This is a genomic window from Streptomyces sp. NPDC030840, assembly GCF_055572015.1.
On the sequence record NZ_JBVIEE010000019.1, the window covers coordinates 64912 to 78498 of the forward strand.

Genomic DNA, 13587 nt, shown 5'->3' on the forward strand with positions numbered 1-13587 from the left:
ACCCAATTGGGCCTTTCTTCTTGCGCGTTAGCCGACGATCGGGTCGAACTCGCCGTCCTTCACCCCCGCGATGAAGGCCGCGATCTCCGCCCGCCTGTACACCAGCGCGGGGCCCTGCGGGTCCCGCGAGTCGCGCACGGCCACCGCTCCCCCGGCCAGTAACGCCAGCTCGACGCAGTTCCCGTCGGCCGTGCTGTGCCGGCTCTTCACCCAAACCGCCCCGCGCAGTGAATCCGCCGGGACACCGCTGCTGATCTGCTCCATCTCTCGCCTTCTTTCAGTGCTGTCCGAAGTTCTCCTGCCTCTGGTCCTTTCCAGCCTTCACTCTGGGGACATGCGTTCCCTTTCCGTCCCGTTCGGATGCAAGTCACCGATGCAATTGCATCCGGGGCGGGGCGGCGAGGATACTTACCGGTCAGGGCGAGGTGTTCACAGCCCGTCAGCTGGACGTCTTCCGGGGGGATGAACAGTGGCAATAACAAGGACAGCGGCACTCAGCCGGGCCACCGGAGTCTCTCCGACTCTGTTTCCCGCCCATCCGGGTCCGTTCGAACACGCGACGATGGCACCGCCCACCACACCGGACTGGGGCCTCGCCCTCGGTATCAGCGCGGCGGGCTTCGCCGCCCGTGCTTTCACCTGCGAACGCGAAAGTCTGGAAACTGTCCGCCGCTTCGCCCGCGACGTGGTCCACGACTGGGAGCTTGACGCCCTTGCCGACGACATGACCACCGTGGTCGGCGAACTCACCGCCAACGCCGTACGGCACGCCCTTGATGGACAGCGCGAACACTCCGGCAAGGCATGGCTTGGCATGGCCCGCACCGGAGGCGCCCTCATCTGCACGGTCGCTGACCCCAGCCCTGCTCCCCCCTCCCCACGCCAGCCTCACCCCCTCGCCGAAACAGGATGGGGACTCCTCATCGTCAACGCCCTGACCAGCCAGTGGGGTTACTCCGAACCCGACCCCACCGGAAAAACTGTCTGGGCACGCATCGCCACCCCCAGTCGTTAATCCCCATCAACGATGCAAGCCGGGCTCCGGCCCAGCCGTCCAGCCCTTGCGCGATCTCACTCATCGCCGCCTCGCGGCCGCTCGGTGGCGCACCGAGGTGGATCGGTCTGACTAACTGCCGACGCTCCCAGCGTGTAACCCGCCTGTTCTGTCGGCCAGATCGGACGCAGGAAGTGCGCAGACATGGCCTCCCTGATCGCTGGTGGAGATGCAGACTTGCGTCATGCGGAGCGAGGCCATGCCACCAGTGCAGCGAACAGCCCTCGCGTAATTCGAGAACGATGGTCGCGCTTCACTCGGACCAGCGAGGCCACGAACACCGGCGCGCTCTGTGCGTGCGCCGGATCCCGTCGACTTGGACGGCTGGGCCAGCGAACGGCCGGGCATCACCGTTCTGTGCCCGTTGCTTCGGTGTCACCGGCGTTGTGGGGTGCGCCAACGTGTTGGTGGCAGGCATTCGCAGGCGCGGGTAGGACCGGCCAGCAAGTCGATGACGTCGATTCCGTAGTGCTCGGCCAGGTGGTCGCAGTCGTCCAGAGGCCATGCTGCGTGGCCGGACTGACGGCGGCTGACCTGTGCTTAGCTTATTCCCAGCGCCGCCGCGAGGTCGGCCTGCGACTCTCCCGTCAACTGCATGAGTGCGGTGGCATTCACGCTCTGATTCGGCTCCACTTTCCGGCTTGAGTTGGCCCCACCCCTGGGGGCGTACGGGAGCGTTCACCGCTGCCCACGAAGCGTTCTGGGCTGCGGCGAACAAGGCCGAAGGCGACACCGAGGGCACCAAGCAACTGGTCCACGTGCTCTTGCTGCACCGGCATCTCGAACACCGCGATGTGATCGCCGGAATCCGATCCGCCCTCGCGGTCGGCGCCCACGCCGCCGACATCATCGCCCTCGAAGCCCGCAAGGCCGCTCAGAACGATGGCCGTTCCCCCCACCGTGACGGTCACCGGGCCGGCACCTGTCCTGCAAGGGCCGGCACCCAGTGAGGTGGTCAGCCTCAACGCCCGCCGGGCCGTCCGCCTCCCCACCGACCAGCGTCCCCTGCCTTCTCTCGACCGCTGGGACCAGCTGCTGAACCGTTCCAGGAAGGACGCGCCATGACCGGCCTGCACCACAACCTGACCGAGACTGCCTCCGACGCGGCGATCGACACCGCCTGCAGGGTCCTGCGGCTACCCACGATGCGGGCGCAGTTCCCCGACCTCGTCGCCCGCGCCGAACGCGAACAGCTCTCCTACCGAGGGTTCCTGGCCGAGCTGCTGATGTCCGAGTGCGAAGACCGCGACCGGCGACGCTCGGAGCGACGGATCCGGGCGGCCGGCTTCCCCCGCCAGAAATGGCTCTCCGACTTCGACTACAACGCCAACCCCAACGTTGTCCCGGCTGTGGTCAACAACCTCGCCACCTGCGACTGGGTCAAGAAGGGCGAGCCGCTCTGCCTGATCGGGGACTCCGGCACCGGCAAGTCCCACCTGCTGATCGGTCTCGGGACGGCAGCGGCCATGGCCGGCTGTCGCGTCCGCTATGCGCTGGCCGCCAAGCTCGTCAACGAGCTCGTGGAGGCCGCCGACGAGAAGCAGCTGTCCAAGACGATCGCCCGCTACGGGCGCGTCGATCTTCTCTGCATCGATGAGCTGGGCTATCTCGAGCTCGACCGGCGGGGCGCGGAGATGCTGTTCCAGGTTCTGACCGAGAGGGAGGAGAAGAACAGCGTGGCGATCGCTTCGAACGAGTCGTTCGGAGGCTGGACCAAGACGTTCACCGACCCGCGGCTCTGCGCGGCCATCGTCGACCGGCTCACCTTCAACGGCACCATTATCGAGACCGGCACCGAGTCCTACCGGCTCGCCCAGACCAAAGCCAGGACGGCGAAGACGAACGCACGCTCAGCCTGACGAACCGCCCCGTCCCGACCAAGACCAGGGCACCTACCATCACCCCCATGAGTGACCCATCAGCCCTGGCCCCATTCCACCTGGACGAAACCGGCGAACCCGACCCCTCCCACTGCCTCTATCTCTTCGACGGCGACATGGAGCAGGTCGCCGACGTCTTCGAGGAGCACAACGCCGAGAGCCATGGTCACGGCTGGGAGGGGCTGGCCGAGTCACTGGTCCATTCCCGCATGCCCGGCAGCGCGGACAAGCTCCACTTCGGATCAGAAGCCGGCACGTTCGTCGTCTCGAGCAGCGACCTCAAAGCCCTCACGGAGCTGGCCGTCCTCTTGCACTTCGCCTTCCACAACCGCGAACTCCTCAGCCAGTACATCCTGACGGCCGACCCACGCTTTCTGGACCGATAGGGCCTGTGAGTGGGGCCAGCACTGACCGGAACCCGGGGCCGCCTCAGACCGTTCTGACAGCACCAGACTCCGCTGAATGGGGCCACCCTAGACCGGAAAAGTGGGGCCAAAACAAGGCGTTAGAACCGCTAACGAAATGAGTGACGGGGGCACTAGGCTCACTCGGCATGAGTCAGAGTGGTTCGCAAGCGGCAGCCTTCTTCCGAGAGGTTGGCCAGAGCGGAGTGGTCTGGTTTGTTCGGGATGACGAGGGAAGTCCGGCTCCCCTCTCCGCGGACGGCACGCGGAGTCTTCCCTACTGGTCGACCGCGGCCCGCGCTCAGAGGGCCGCGAAGGTCTGGGGGCATGGGCTACGTGTTGAATCCATGTCCCTGGATGCCTGGCGCGATCGTGATCTGCCTGATGCCGCTCGAAAGGGATACATGATCGGCATCAACTGGAGCGGACCGCGCCTCGTCGGCTGGAGCCTCACCCCAGGGGAAGTTCTCAACCGACTCGCAGCGGGCGCCTAGCCCACGGCGCCGCACAACACAGAGCGCAGTCGCCGCCAACAGATCAGCGCGCATCCGAGGGTGAGAAACGCTTCGTGGATGTCGTCGCGGATCTCCCACCGGATCCGCAGGCGACGGAACCAGTGCAGATGGGCGAACGCGCGCTCCACGACCCAGCGTTGCGCGCCGAGCCCGGATCCGTGGGAGGTTTCCCGGCGGGCGATCCGCGGTTTCACACCGAGGCCCCAGACCAGACGGCGGTACTTGTCATGGTCGTAGCCGCGGTCGCCCAGGACCACGTCCGGACGGTGCCGGGGCCTGCCGCGTTTGCCCCGCACGGCTGGCACGGCCTCAAGGAGGGGGATCAGCTGGGTGACGTCGTTGCGGTTGCCGCCGGTCAGGGTCACGGCAAGCGGGATGCCGGTGGCATCGGTGATCAGGTGATGTTTGCTGCCCGTCCTGCCCCGGTCGACAGGGCTTCGTCCGGTCTTGGGGCCCCCTTTAGAGCCCTGATGTGGGAGCCGTCGACCGCCGCCCGGGAGAAGTCCAGGGCGTTCGCGCTGCGGAGTTCGGCGAGGAGAACCTCGTGCAGTTGGGACCACACGTCGGCCTCGGTCCACTCGGCCAGGCGGCGCCAGCAGGTCATGCCCGAGCCGAAGCCGAGCTCCTGCGGCAGGTGTTCCCAGGCGATCCCGGTGTGCAGCACGAACAGGATGCCCTGGAACACCAGCCGGTCCGCATGCCGCTTGCGTCCCGGATGCCGGGCTCGACGCTCAACCCTGGGCAACAGCGGCTCGATCACCGCCCACAGCTCGTCGTCGACCTCCCATGGCTTCGGCCGCGCCACTGCCCACCTCCGGATCATCGCTCCCGGAGTGGTCCAACCACCTCGAAGATCATTTGGTTAGGAGTTCTTATAGCCAGTGCGGCCACCGCCGCCCGCAACCGTTCCCCCGACGACAGACCCATACCGTGCAACCTACCGGTCATCACGCTGTGCTGGTGCTGCAAGTGGCTGCAGTTGGTGTGGGGGCGTGCGGTGGTGGGTCTGTTTGCTCAGCGCGGGCGCCAGGTGCGGACTTCAAGGTGGGTGATGTGGGCGTCGGCGCGGATACGGCCGGTTTCTACCAGCCACTGGTGCACGGCGGCGGTGACGTCGCCGCTGGCTGCGTCGACGCGGCGGGCGAAGTCGGCGGCGTCGAAGCCGCCGGTCTGAGCGGAGCCGTAGGAGCGTTCCTCGGTGTGGTCGGCGCGCTGGATGACGTCGCGGCGGATGCCGGGTGAGTCGGTGCGGCTGCCGGAGGGGTGCAGGTAGCCGGTCTTGGCAAGGCGGACGGTGAAGGCCAGGCGCAGGCCCCGGCGGGCGGCTTCGGCGATGAGGGGGCGCAGGCTGGCGGAGCCGGAGGCGATGGCCTGGGCGCCGACGCGTCCCGTGCCGGAGCCGGTGGGGGTGATGAGGACGGCTTTGCCGCGTACGCGGGCGCGGGCGCCGGAGGCGGTGGTTCGGCGGTGGGTGTGGCGTGCGGCGATGGCGGCGAGTTCGGGCAGGTCGGTGATGCCTGCGGTTTCGATGGCGGTGAGGACTTCGCGCAGGGCGGTGACGAAGGCTGCGCCTTTGCTTTTTGTGTAGAACTGCGAGACCAGGGAGGGGTCGCGGTTGATGATGCGGGCGATGTCGCGTTTGGTGTAGCCGGCTTGTTGGAGTTGGTCGGCGAGTTGGGCGGCTTCGTTCAGCGTGGGCCGGGAGGCTGGCTGGTTTCGGCGTCGGGGCGGCATCAGGCCTCTTCTGGTGCTGTGGTCAGGGCTTGACGGCCGGTGTCGCGCAGGGTGAGGAGTTCTTCTTCGCTGGTGGGGGCGTTGACGGGGCCGGGGAGGTGGCCCTTGAGGAGGTAGTCGCCAGGGCGGTGGCGGTAGGGCCAGTTCTGCGCCGTGGTGAGGTAGACGGCGTCGGTGCGGAAGGCGACGACGGTACCGGGGGGTGTGTGCAGGGCTCCGGCGTGGGTGTCGTCGTCGCGGTGGTACTGGGTGAGCAGGGCGGCACGTGCGGCGGACCAGATGGCGGCGGACCATTCGGGGTGGGCGTTGGGGTCGCGGGCGAAGCCGGTGGGGCGCTGCCAGGTGATCAGCTCGTCGTCGAAGCCGACGATTTCGGCGTCTGGGGGTACGTCGCGCTCCATGCTGCGGGGGGTGGTGCCGGTGACCATGCGGGGGCGCTGGGCGAAGGAGCCGATGCCGTACAGCAGGATGGAGCGCACGGCGCGGGAGGCGAGGTGGGCGGCCCGGGCCTGCTGGGCGTCGCCCTGGAAGTGGGCTTGGGCGGAGAGGTTGGTCCAGGCTTCCTTGAGCTTCTTGGACCATTCGTCGAGGGGTTTGCCCGCCTCCCACAGGATGCCGTCGAGGATCTCGACCTTCCACGGCTGGATGGGGTTGGCCAGGGCGGTGTGGACTTCGGGCCCGCCGGCCCAGGTGGTGAAGGTGGCGCCGGGCGCAGCCGGGTAGTGCCAGGCGCGCTCGCCGGGGGCTGGGGCGGGCAGCAGGCCGACGTGGTTCCAGCCGTCGGGGACGGTGACGCGGATGTGCCAGTGGCTGCAGCCGTATAGGGCGTCGTGCTGTTCTTTGGCCGACCAGGAGGCGAAGGTCTTGCCGGTGACGCGGCGGGGGGCGCCGACCGGGGATTTCCAGGTGTGTTTGGCGTAGGCGAAGGTGCGGTCGTATTCGATCAGCGCGGGCAGTTGCTCAGGGACGCGGGGCGGGATGATGAGTTCGTTGCGGCCCTGTCCTGCGGTGGCGTGCAGCAGGCCGCGCAGTTCTTCGGACAGGACGGGGAAGCCGTCGGCGTGTTTGCCCAGGCGGGGGATGGTGCGGGTCCACAAATCCCGGCCGGTCTGGGAGGGCGAGCCGAGGACGACGGCGTCGCTGAAGTGGCGGCGCAGTTCCTCCCACAGCAGGCGGAAGGCGTCGCGGACGATGCCGGGGTGGTCGGTTTGGTCGAGGTCGAACCACTCCCCCACGCTGCGGATTTCGACGTGGTGGTCGCCGTTCTCGCGCTGGTAGCGGGCGACGGGGTTGCGGGCGTGGACGAAGTGTCCGGCCATCCGGTCACGGCCGCGGCCGGTGTCGACGCGCCAGCCGGGGGTGGGCGCGTTCATCCAGGCGGCGACGGCGTCCCGGAGGTAGGGGTAGCGGTCGGCGTCGCGGTGCCACGGGGCCCCGGCGGTGATGTAGATGCGCTGGATGGTGTGGGGGACGGTGTGGAAGACGGCGGTCAGGATGGCGGTGGCCGACCGGTCACCCAGGTCGAGGCGGATGGTCTGGTCGCGGTGGACGAGGACCCCGGTTGCGGCGTCCAGGAAGACGGTGGGGTGGGCATTCTGGGTGAAGTTGGGGTACTGGGAGACCAGGCCAGCGGTGGGGGTGAACCAGCGTCCGGTGTCGGTGTCCTGGGGCAGGGTGGGCAGTTCGCGGGGGGTGGTGGGGTCGGTCGGCTGCTGGAGCGGCGCGGGGGGCGCCGGATCGGGTGCGGAGGCGGCCGGTTGGGGATCGGGCTGTGCCTGTTCGGTGGCGCCCGGGGCGGGGGTGGTGATGTCCAGGGTCTGGGGGGCGAGCCTGGGGGCGAGGGCGACGACGGCGGCGATGCTGAGTCCGGCCGCGGGCGCGATCCGCTCGGCCTTGGCCTTGTCGTGGGCGGCGAGTGCTGTGACGGACTTGTCTCGTTGTGCTTCCAGGCGGGCCAGGGCTGCCGAGGTCTTTTTGATGTCGTCGCGCAGCGTGCGCAGCTCAGCGAGGCCTTCTGTGTAGGTCTGTGCATCCATCGTGGTTCCTCGTGGGCGCTCGGTCAGCCGGCGGTGGTGTCGGGGGTGACGTAGGCGATCGCGCCGCCGGAGTGGGATTCCAGGCGGGTGCCGAGCAGCAGGGTGGCGAGGGCGCGGTCGTCGTGTCGGGCGGAGGTCAGTTCTGTTGTGGGGGCGGCGAGGTCGGTGATGTAGCCGGCCAGGCGGGCGTCGGGGAAGGCGTAGCGGCCCTGGTCGTTGCGCTGCCAGGTGTCCAGGCCGGTCAGGACGGCGACGACATAGCCGGACAGGGTGACGGGCAGCATGCCTGCGGCGGCGATGCTGACGGGGTCGCAGCGCCACCAGCCGCGGAGGCTCTTGAGGAGGTGGGGGGCACCGAGGTGGGGGGCGTAGCCGATCCAGGTGCGGTCGTCCTGGTCGACGCGGCGTGCCGCGTCGACGCGCAGGACGGCGATCTCCCGGGTGTCGAGGCGGTGCAGCGGGGCGTGCGGGCGCTGGTGGAGGGCCTGGACGACGTGGAGGGGGATCATGACGCGGACGCCGCGGTGGGAGAGGCCGGGCAGGACGTCGGCGCGGATGAGGCGGCGCAGCGTGGTGATGGCGCAGTCCAGTTCGGCGGCGGCCTGGCCCGTGGTCAGCAGCACGGCCATTTTCTGTCTCCCCGGTTGTGTGGTTCCGCAGCAGGACGTTAGCGGCACACACTCAGCATTGCAAGCCAGATCAGATATCTGATTTGGCTTGCAATGAGGGTGGTGTTACAGGGCGTTGAGGCGGGCTTGGTCTGCGGCGGGGCCGACTGCTGCGATCTTCAACAGCCTGCTTTCGATGGCCTGTTCGCTGCGGCCGAACTCGTTGCTGAGCTCGGGGGTTAGGACTCCGTCGGCGCAGCGCTGGGCCAGCTTCCGCTCCTCTTCGTCGCTCCAGCGGGCGTGGGAGTTGGGGTGGATCTGGCGGCGTTGCTGCATGACGTCGGAGAGGGGGCGGCTGGCGGGGGCGGTGCGGCCGGATCCGGGCGTGCGGATCAGTCCCTGGCGTTTGAGTTCTTCGTAGATGGCGCCGCGGCGACAGCCGAACTCCGCGGCCAGGATGGTGACGTCGCGTTCCTGGTGGAACCGGGCGGCGAGCCGCGCGCTGTCCGCGGGCGCCCACCCGCCGCCGTGGCGGGGCGGGGGGATGGAGGCGGGGGCGGAGGCGGTGAGAGTGTGGGAGGCGGCGTCCAGGAGACGGACCAGGGACGCGAGGTCGTCAGCGGCGATGGCGCCGCAGAGTTCTCCTTGGATGTCTCCCCGCTCGCTGCTGACGGTGAGTTCCAGGGTGAGCTGTCCGTTGTCGCAGCGGGTGCCGGTCAGGACGTAGCGGCGGCCGTTTTCGGTGAAGGCGGACTCCAGGCAGGGTGCCGGTGCGGGGTCGGGCGGCGTGTCGGACGGTACGGGAGCGGTGCCCATCGGGGCGGCGAGGAGGGTGTGGATGTGCCAGGTGGCCAGGAAGCGGCCGCCGGTGTCGAGTTGGTAGGTGACGGGGCCGGCCTCCAGGTCGGTGACGCCGTACAGGACGGTGAGCCGCTGGCCGGCGAAGGGGCTGGCCGCTTCGGGGGTTCCGGGCACGGGCTGGTAGCTCAGGATTCCGCGGCCGGGCTCCTCTGCAGGGTCGAGCAGGGGGGCGCCGGGGTCGCCGTGCCAGCGTCCGCTGCTGTCCTGGAAGGCGTAAATGATGGTCATGGGTGGGCTCCTTACTCAGTAGTGGAACTGGATGAGGTGCAGGTCGCTGATGGTCACGGCGGCCTGCTGCTGGTCGGCAGGCAGGGCGCGGAAGAAGTAGGCCTCGCCGATGCCGTCGGCGAGGATGCGGCGCAGCTCGTCTTCTTCGGCGTCACGGTGGCGGGCGTCGAAGAGTTGGCGGGCGTGGAGGGCGGGCAGGTCCTCGATCACGCGCAGCAGGCGGGGGTCATGGAATTCGCCGCTGAGGGTGGTGTAGGCGAAACGGGCGTGGAGCTCGGCGGTGACGCAGCCGCCGCGGTCGAGGATCTGCTGGTGCGCGCGGCGGCGGATGTCCGGTTGCCAGGTGCGGTAGATCTCGCGCTCGATGAGGGTGGCCTGGGCGGGCGTGAGGTCGCTGAGGTCGCCCTCGGCCCACCGGGTGAGGGCGTGGGGATAGGCGAACAGTCGCGGCGCCAGGACGCTGGGGCTGTGATCGCGCAGCAGGTGGCGCAGGCGTGTGACGGGGCGCTTGGGGGGTTGCCGTGTCCAGTGCCGGGCGTCGGCGAGGTCGAGCGCGTGGGCGACGGACGTGTTCAGCAGCGGCACGGTGGGGTGGTCTCCTGCCGGGGGTTACCGGGGTGGGGGCTGGTCGTTGTCCGCCGTGAGGGGCTGGGCGGGTGGCCTGGGCCGGGGATGCGGGAGGCGGGCATGGACGAGGAAGCGGTGCCGAAACCGGTGGGACTGGAGCCGGTGCCGGGCGAGGCGGCGGCATCCTTTGTCCGGCGGCTGGCGTACCTCAACGGACTGCCTGTGGAGGAGGTGCTGCGGGAGGCGGGAGCGAGCCGGCCGCCCCGGGAGCTGGATCCGTGGGCGCAGGAGGTGTTCCTGGGTGAACAGGCGGCCTCGCGGCTGGCGGTGATGGCCTGGCGCACAACGGAGGAGCTGTGCCGCGCCCTGCCCACCCTGGCTGACGGTGGCGGTCGCGGCCGACGGCGGCCGGTGCGGGTGGAGCCCTGGCCCGGGCAGTGGACGCCGCTTGAGCCGTGCGCGGGGTGCCTGGCCCGGCACGACGATCTCGTGACGCCGGTGGTGCTGGCCGGTGGCGATCCGTGGCAGGTGTGCGTGCGCCACGGCCGGTGGCTGCGCAGCACCGACGGCGGCGGTCCTGCCCAGGTTTCCCTGGCCGGGCTGGAGGAGGTGGTGCGGGCGCATCGGCGGCGGGTACGGCTGCAGCAGCGGGTGGGACCGTATGCGCGGGCGCTGCTGGCCGATGCGCTGCAGGTGGCCGCGGTCTGGTGGCAGGGCCGCCAAATGGCCTCGGAAACGCTCTGGGCTGGTCGGGAGGCGGTGCTGGGCACGGGGCGGCAGCGGTGGGCGGTGCCGCTGGTCGTCTACCCGGAGGCCGTCGTCGTCGCCGAGGCCATGGCCGTGTACGAGCGGCAGCGGCGCTGGGGCCGGGAGTTCGCAGGCGGTGCACCAGGCTGGGTCTCGCGGCGCTGGATCGCCTTCGTGGGCGAGCGGCTGGGAATGGCCGGCCCGATGGAGCACGACGGTTACCGGATGCTGCGCCAGTGGACGCTGCAGCATCGCATCACCGCACCCGTGGTGGCCCGGCTGGCCCAGCCGGCGCCGCCGCCCGGCTACCGGGCCGAACACCTGCCGGTGATGGACCCGCATGACGGCATGCCGGAGCGAGGGCCGCTGGAGGACGCCTCGTGTCTTGACTGGCGGCTGGGCCGGCCCGTGACCGCCGTGGAGTGAGGAGGCGGCCCGCAGCCGGCAGGGGACGCCGCGGGCGGGCGGGGCGGTCACCATGACGGGCAGGTGCTCTTCAGCAGCTGGGCGGGGTTTACGCCTTCGGCGCAGCGGGCCGTGTACCAGTGCAGGGGGTGCACCGCGACGGGACGGACGTGGCCGGGAGAGATGCCGATCCGGAAGTCGCTGTAGGGGGTGTCGGTGATCTCGGTCAGGTGAGGGGTGCGGGTGGCGTAGACGATGTGGTCGCCGGCGACGGCGAGGGGGAAGTAGCCGCTGCGGGATGTGCGGGCGAGTTTGCGGTGGAGGTTGGCGCGGGCGTTGGCGATGACCGCGGCGCGCAGGTCGGGGCGCCAGGTGGGCTCCTTTGGGGTGGGCCAGGCGGCCAGCGCGGCTTGGTCGGGCTGGCCGGGTGGCTGGGCCAGGGCTGTGAAGGCGTCCTGGGCGGTGGCGTGCAGGGCGTGCAGCAGGGTTCGCTGCAGCGGGTCGGCTTGGGGTAGGTCGGCCAGGGCGGCCAGGAGGTCGGGGGTGTCCATGGTGGGGGTGATGCCGAGGCGTTCGAGGACGGCCAGGCGGGCCAGGCGCAGGTGGTCGTACCAGGGGGCCAGGTAGGGGCTGGTCGGGCCGGGGCGCAGCCAGCCCTGGACGGGTTGTAGCTGGGCTGCGCCCACGCGCAGCGCGGCGTAGGCGACGGCGGGTGTGGTGTGCCAGGCCAGACCGGTGCTGGCGAAGGCCGGGGGCAGCAGGGGGTGTTGGGGGACGGCGGAGAGGTCGACGAGCCAGCTGCCGGGCCGCTTGGGGTCGAAGGGTGGGTGGTGGAGGTGGTGGGCCGGGCCGTCGGCGACCCGGATCTCGTTGCTGCCGGCGAGGTGGAGCAGGTTCACCGCTAGGCACAGCACGTATGCGCGGTCGGTTTCGTCGGGGGCGGGTTGGCGCCACCAGTCGATGTCGGTGTCGGCGAGGGCGTCCTGCTCGGCGCGGTGGCTGGCCAGTTGGTGGCCGGGCGGGGCCTCGCAGGGGGCCGGGTCGACGGGGGTCGTTAGGGCTCCGCGGACCCCCACGGTCAGCAGGGCGCCGGTGGTGGTGTGGCGGTGTGCGGGCGGTCGTAGGTCGCGCATGAGCTGGTGGCCGCAGGTACCTGGGGGGCCCAGCGGGGTGCGCACCAGCGCGGTGTACTGGCCCAGGGTGGCGGCGAGTTCGCCGGGGGTGAGCCGTTCGGGCAGGTTCCAGGCGTCGTGGTGCAGGGCGCCCCAGTCGGTGACGGCGAGGTGGATGCTGTCGCAGGCGGGATCGCCGGTGTTGGGGTGCAGCCGCGTCCAGGGGCCCAGGCCGTCGGTGTCGCTCTGCCAGCCGATCGCGCGGGCCTGCTGCAGCAGCGGGTGGTCGCTGCGCGGATGCCGTGCGGGCGGCTCGGGCAGGTCGGCGGGCAGCGCCAGGCGGGCGCGGGCGGTGGGCGTGAGCACCAGTAGTGGTCCGGGCGGCAGGGCTTCGCGGCGGACGGGGGCCGCGCCGAGCGGGGCGTTCACGGCCCAGGCCAGCAGCCCGTGCAGGTCGTCGGCGGGGCAGGTGCGGGTGCGGCCGTCGGCGAGGTGGGCGATCAGTCCCGACGGGCCGGCCTCGAGGACGGCCAGGGGGCCGTCAGAGATGTCCCTGGCCTTGATGGGCGGATAGGCCAGCCGCACCGTGGGGCCGGTCTCGCGTGGCGGCCGCTGCGCCGGCAGCGAGGGGTGGGCGGCTGGAGGCTGGGCGGGGGCCGGCCGGGAGGCGGGGGAGGCAGGCGGGAGCTGGCCGGCGTCCGCGGGGGGTGCGGGGCAGCGGGTGCCCAGGTGCTGGGGGTGGCCGCCGACACGGTGCTGCGTGGGTTGCTGGCAGCGGCGGCACGGTGCGGGCAGTGCGGTCTGGGTGGGGATCTCGTGCCGCAGGGCGCCCAGGGCTGCCCAGTCCGGCGTGTGGGCGGGTGGGGGCTGGGGTGCGGCCTGGCCCTTCAGCCGGGCGTCCAGCGCGGCCAGCAGGTGGCGGTAGATGGCCGCGGTGGCGCCGCGCGGGGTGGTTCTGCCCTGTTCCCAGGCGTGGACGGTGTTTTCGCTGACGCCGCAGGCGTCGGCGATCTGGTACAGGGAGAGTCCGGACTCGCGGCGCAGTCTGCGCCGCTGTGCCGCCACGGGCAGGCCGCCGCTCGTCGGGCCGGGCTGTGGGATGGCGTCGAAGTCGAACAGTCCGTCCATGGTTGGGTCGGCTCCCCCGCTGGTGCTTGGTCTCGGATGCGGCCCTGCCGGTCCGAGCAGATGCGCTTGGCAGCGCAGCATGCAGGAATCCGCAAAGCATGCGTCACACGCATAAACGTTCAGGTGGGCTTTAGCCTGCACAAACACCGTGGGAGCGGGCTGGAAATCTGCTCCGTTCGAGCGATGCGCGCACTCCGTGTTGCCCTGCGCCCCCCTTTCCTGGCCTCCGAGACGCGGGTTCACCTGGCACGACGGCCGGTTCGCCCATGCGATCGAACGGCGCGCGGGTGCGGCGCGCGCTCGCTCGT

At 70.6% G+C, this 13587-nt stretch carries 14 protein-coding genes and 1 pseudogene; 5 read left to right on the top strand and 10 right to left on the bottom strand.

Features of this window, described 5'->3' with window-relative positions; translation table 11 throughout:
• Positions 1–27: 27 nt before the first annotated feature.
• Entirely contained in the window at positions 28–264 is a 237-nt protein-coding gene (locus tag ACZ49J_RS32360; RefSeq protein WP_467454208.1) for a DUF397 domain-containing protein, read from the bottom strand.
• 298 nt (positions 265–562) lie between these two features.
• Between ACZ49J_RS32360 and ACZ49J_RS32365 the strand changes: the two genes are divergently transcribed.
• Positions 563–1015: an ATP-binding protein gene (locus ACZ49J_RS32365; protein ID WP_467454207.1), complete on the top strand. Its 453-nt coding sequence runs from the start codon at positions 563–565 to the stop codon at positions 1013–1015.
• Between the two features lie 414 nt (positions 1016–1429).
• Here ACZ49J_RS32365 and ACZ49J_RS32370 read toward each other — a convergent pair.
• Positions 1430–1651: pseudogene (locus ACZ49J_RS32370) on the bottom strand (helix-turn-helix domain-containing protein).
• Between the two features lie 14 nt (positions 1652–1665).
• Positions 1666–1965 (bottom strand): hypothetical protein, encoded by a 300-nt coding sequence (locus tag ACZ49J_RS32375; RefSeq protein ID WP_467454206.1) that lies wholly within the window; start codon positions 1963–1965, stop codon positions 1666–1668.
• Positions 1966–2115: 150 nt separating this feature from the next.
• Here ACZ49J_RS32375 and istB point away from each other — a divergent pair, with 150 nt between their 5' ends.
• The 3 genes from istB to ACZ49J_RS32390 all read left to right on the top strand — a co-directional run bounded on the left by istB (position 2116) and on the right by ACZ49J_RS32390 (position 3832).
• Positions 2116–2913 (top strand): IS21-like element helper ATPase IstB, encoded by a 798-nt coding sequence (gene istB, locus ACZ49J_RS32380; protein ID WP_467454205.1) that lies wholly within the window; start codon positions 2116–2118, stop codon positions 2911–2913.
• A 47-nt stretch (positions 2914–2960) separates the two neighbouring features.
• Positions 2961–3320 (top strand): Imm51 family immunity protein, encoded by a 360-nt coding sequence (locus tag ACZ49J_RS32385; RefSeq protein WP_467454204.1) that lies wholly within the window; start codon positions 2961–2963, stop codon positions 3318–3320.
• 167 nt (positions 3321–3487) lie between these two features.
• Positions 3488–3832, top strand: coding sequence for a DUF2750 domain-containing protein (locus ACZ49J_RS32390; RefSeq protein ID WP_467454203.1), 345 nt, complete (start codon positions 3488–3490; stop codon positions 3830–3832).
• Here the strand turns inward: ACZ49J_RS32390 and ACZ49J_RS32395 are convergent.
• The 6 genes from ACZ49J_RS32395 to tpg all read right to left on the bottom strand — a co-directional run bounded on the left by ACZ49J_RS32395 (position 3829) and on the right by tpg (position 9905).
• A protein-coding gene (locus tag ACZ49J_RS32395) for an IS5 family transposase (protein ID WP_467454202.1) occupies positions 3829–4676 on the bottom strand; the annotation gives its coding sequence in 2 pieces (ribosomal slippage) (positions 3829–4316 and positions 4316–4676; 849 coding nt in all). The two genes, ACZ49J_RS32390 and ACZ49J_RS32395, sit on opposite strands and share 4 nt — an antisense overlap.
• A 191-nt stretch (positions 4677–4867) precedes the next feature.
• A complete protein-coding gene (locus ACZ49J_RS32400) occupies positions 4868–5587 on the bottom strand; it encodes a helix-turn-helix domain containing protein (RefSeq protein WP_467454200.1) in 720 nt (239 codons plus the stop codon).
• Positions 5587–7623 carry a hypothetical protein gene (locus tag ACZ49J_RS32405; RefSeq protein ID WP_467454198.1) on the bottom strand — a complete coding sequence of 679 codons (2037 nt, stop codon included), beginning with the start codon at positions 7621–7623 and terminating at the stop codon, positions 5587–5589. Before ACZ49J_RS32405 ends, ACZ49J_RS32400 begins: the two co-directional genes overlap by 1 nt.
• A 23-nt stretch (positions 7624–7646) precedes the next feature.
• A complete protein-coding gene (locus ACZ49J_RS32410) occupies positions 7647–8252 on the bottom strand; it encodes a DNA-binding protein (RefSeq protein ID WP_467454197.1) in 606 nt (201 codons plus the stop codon).
• Positions 8253–8357: 105 nt separating this feature from the next.
• Positions 8358–9320, bottom strand: coding sequence for a hypothetical protein (locus tag ACZ49J_RS32415; protein WP_467454195.1), 963 nt, complete (start codon positions 9318–9320; stop codon positions 8358–8360).
• Positions 9321–9335: 15 nt separating this feature from the next.
• Complete coding sequence (gene tpg, locus ACZ49J_RS32420) at positions 9336–9905, bottom strand: telomere-protecting terminal protein Tpg (RefSeq protein ID WP_467454193.1); 570 nt, start codon at positions 9903–9905, stop codon at positions 9336–9338.
• Positions 9906–10007: 102 nt separating this feature from the next.
• Here tpg and ACZ49J_RS32425 point away from each other — a divergent pair, with 102 nt between their 5' ends.
• Complete coding sequence (locus tag ACZ49J_RS32425) at positions 10008–11060, top strand: hypothetical protein (protein WP_467454191.1); 1053 nt, start codon at positions 10008–10010, stop codon at positions 11058–11060.
• Between the two features lie 47 nt (positions 11061–11107).
• On the opposite strand, the gene tap is transcribed toward ACZ49J_RS32425, so the two are convergent.
• Positions 11108–13279 carry a telomere-associated protein Tap gene (gene tap, locus ACZ49J_RS32430; protein WP_467454190.1) on the bottom strand — a complete coding sequence of 724 codons (2172 nt, stop codon included), beginning with the start codon at positions 13277–13279 and terminating at the stop codon, positions 11108–11110.
• Positions 13280–13587 lie beyond the last annotated feature (308 nt).

What these genes read in the sequence shown, in the direction of transcription:
- ACZ49J_RS32360 (WP_467454208.1), bottom strand. Translation starts at nt 264, where the DNA reads ATGGAGCAGATCAGCAGCGGTGTCCCGGCGGATTCACTGCGCGGGGCG.
- ACZ49J_RS32365 (WP_467454207.1), top strand. Translation starts at nt 563, where the DNA reads ATGGCACCGCCCACCACACCGGACTGGGGCCTCGCCCTCGGTATCAGC.
- istB (WP_467454205.1), top strand. Translation starts at nt 2,116, where the DNA reads ATGACCGGCCTGCACCACAACCTGACCGAGACTGCCTCCGACGCGGCG.
- ACZ49J_RS32385 (WP_467454204.1), top strand. Translation starts at nt 2,961, where the DNA reads ATGAGTGACCCATCAGCCCTGGCCCCATTCCACCTGGACGAAACCGGC.
- ACZ49J_RS32390 (WP_467454203.1), top strand. Translation starts at nt 3,488, where the DNA reads ATGAGTCAGAGTGGTTCGCAAGCGGCAGCCTTCTTCCGAGAGGTTGGC.
- ACZ49J_RS32400 (WP_467454200.1), bottom strand. Translation starts at nt 5,587, where the DNA reads ATGCCGCCCCGACGCCGAAACCAGCCAGCCTCCCGGCCCACGCTGAAC.
- ACZ49J_RS32405 (WP_467454198.1), bottom strand. Translation starts at nt 7,623, where the DNA reads ATGGATGCACAGACCTACACAGAAGGCCTCGCTGAGCTGCGCACGCTG.
- ACZ49J_RS32410 (WP_467454197.1), bottom strand. Translation starts at nt 8,252, where the DNA reads ATGGCCGTGCTGCTGACCACGGGCCAGGCCGCCGCCGAACTGGACTGC.
- ACZ49J_RS32415 (WP_467454195.1), bottom strand. Translation starts at nt 9,320, where the DNA reads ATGACCATCATTTACGCCTTCCAGGACAGCAGCGGACGCTGGCACGGC.
- ACZ49J_RS32425 (WP_467454191.1), top strand. Translation starts at nt 10,008, where the DNA reads ATGGACGAGGAAGCGGTGCCGAAACCGGTGGGACTGGAGCCGGTGCCG.
- tap (WP_467454190.1), bottom strand. Translation starts at nt 13,279, where the DNA reads ATGGACGGACTGTTCGACTTCGACGCCATCCCACAGCCCGGCCCGACG.